Origin of the sequence: Pseudidiomarina donghaiensis, from assembly GCF_900116895.1 — a bacterium.
GTDB classification, from domain to species: Bacteria; Pseudomonadota; Gammaproteobacteria; order Enterobacterales; family Alteromonadaceae; genus Pseudidiomarina; species Pseudidiomarina donghaiensis.
On the sequence record NZ_FPCF01000015.1, the window covers coordinates 1 to 1971 of the forward strand.

A 1971-nucleotide genomic window follows, 5' to 3' on the forward strand; every position below is an offset into this window, starting at 1 on the left:
CCCGAGCTTAAACTACTGCTCGTTAAACGGTGTAAGTCATCGTAGCTATACCATTCGCTGGTACTGGTCGCTCCGTTGTTGCTGTGGACGCTCTGGCTGGCAAGGTTGCCGAAGCGACCATACGTGTATTCAATGTAGTGTAGCTCATTGCCCATCGCGCTCGCGGCATTCACCTGCGTCAATTGACCGGAGATAGCGTCGTAATTGCGGTTTTCATACAGGGTGCCGTTGTTTTTTTCCGCTTGCGTGATGTTGTGTTGTGCGTCGGCCTGCAAATTCTCGTGATACACAAACCCTGAACTAGCGTTCTTCACCCGCAAAACATAGCCGTACCGATCATAGTCATACGCCACCTTGATGCCGCTAGCATGTTCAATGGCTTTCACCCGACCATAATTACCATCAAATACAGTGCGTGAACTATAGATTGTGCCATTGACGACTGTGTTCTTTTGCACCACTCCATCGTGTGAACCGGGGACAAGCCCGCCAGATTACACCCTCGGTGCAATCAACTTTGGAGATATCTCAAGTGGCTGACTTGGTTCGCAGTTTGATGTTAATGCTGATGAACCCGACATGACACAGAATATTGAACACCCTCTCCGGGGGCGTGATTAAAAGCTGTCTTTGGAGTCTTTGTTGCTTATGCAGCCACCTTCGGGTAACCGAATTGAGCCATCATAATACTCGTTGATTTCAGTTATATATTTCTTCAAATCATCCCTTTTCACTTGTTTAACAGCAGATTTCAATGCGCTGTAGGCACCCTTGTCATGAAGCAAATCCAGTGAGCTTGCAGCATGTTCTGCAAACCCATTTCTTTCCTCTAACACAATACCTAGTAGAGTCTCAACATCTTGACCATTACCAACAGAACCTAATGCCCTTATCGCCGAAAGCTGTATGCTTGGGTTAGAGTTATGCAAGTTACTCCGTACATAATCACCAATTACAGTTGCGTCGAAATTACTAGCACAAATCTTGTTGGCTTGCCCGATAAGTCTGGCAACTTCTAATCTGACTTTGGGGTGATTTAGTACAAAAGGGTCTATTTTTTCTGTAAAGCTCTCATCCATGTTCCATAGCTGAATTAGAAAGTTTGAATAATATTCTGCCGACTCCATACTCCAATTGTTATTAAGTGCATTAATAACAGCAATTAATTTTCTGGAAAAGGCTGACGCTGATGAGTCGGCAAAGCTTTTATTCGCCATTGAGTCATATGTCGCTGATGCATCAACTAACGCATTGACAACATCATTATACTGCTTAGGTGGTACAGAAGCACCAGAAGAGCAACTAACGATGCACAGCAATAAAATTGATTTCAAAATATTCATATTATAATCCTGCTATCTGGTTGGAATCGGTACAGGAAGTGGGAACTTCATTGTGCCAACCTTCTGTCCAGTTTTTCCCTTGATTGTCCAATATCTACCAAGTGATGTTCTAACCACTTTTGGTGGGGGCGATACTTTGCTGTGGTATCTAATTTTTTGGCCTGTGATGGAACTAATAGCTACAGTTTCACGGGACCAAGAAGTTTGCGTTGTAGTTACTTCGTATAAACTGTAAACCTGAAATGTCACATCGTAATTATTCCAATCAATAGCTACATCAATCCCCGGACCAACAGGTATACCACCAGTTTTAGTGAAGTCAGGCAGGTTTGCGCTAGGCGTTGTTTGCAACTCATACTTTGTGGCCCTAAGCGTTTCTAATGTGCCCTCAAACTCAACATCTGTTTCATACTCAGTTGTTGTTTTTGTGGTTTTCGGACCGTCTGTGTGCTTACCATCCCAGTGAAATTGTGCATCATCAGTGCTAGCGGTTAAGTAGCGACTATCACCTGATGACGAGTCATTTTCTACACTGGTACTGTCGTTCTGCGAACCAATCTCAGAAGCTTCCTTCTGATTATTTGTTACGGGCGCCTGCTGCTCGTTGCCATTACTCGATAACTGAGCG

At 44.0% G+C, this 1971-nt stretch carries 3 protein-coding genes; all 3 read right to left on the bottom strand.

The window, feature by feature from the left end:
* The coding region (locus BM334_RS12575; RefSeq protein WP_143119036.1) for a hypothetical protein at positions 1-458 on the bottom strand (458 nt) is incomplete at its 3' end.
* Positions 459-617: 159 nt separating this feature from the next.
* On the bottom strand, positions 618-1343 hold the full coding sequence (locus tag BM334_RS12580; protein ID WP_092842203.1) for a HEAT repeat domain-containing protein: 726 nt from the start codon (positions 1341-1343) through the stop codon (positions 618-620).
* A 12-nt stretch (positions 1344-1355) separates the two neighbouring features.
* The coding region (locus tag BM334_RS12705; RefSeq protein ID WP_177215100.1) for a hypothetical protein at positions 1356-1971 on the bottom strand (616 nt) is incomplete at its 5' end.

What these genes read in the sequence shown, in the direction of transcription:
- BM334_RS12580 (WP_092842203.1), bottom strand. Translation starts at nt 1,343, where the DNA reads ATGAATATTTTGAAATCAATTTTATTGCTGTGCATCGTTAGTTGCTCT.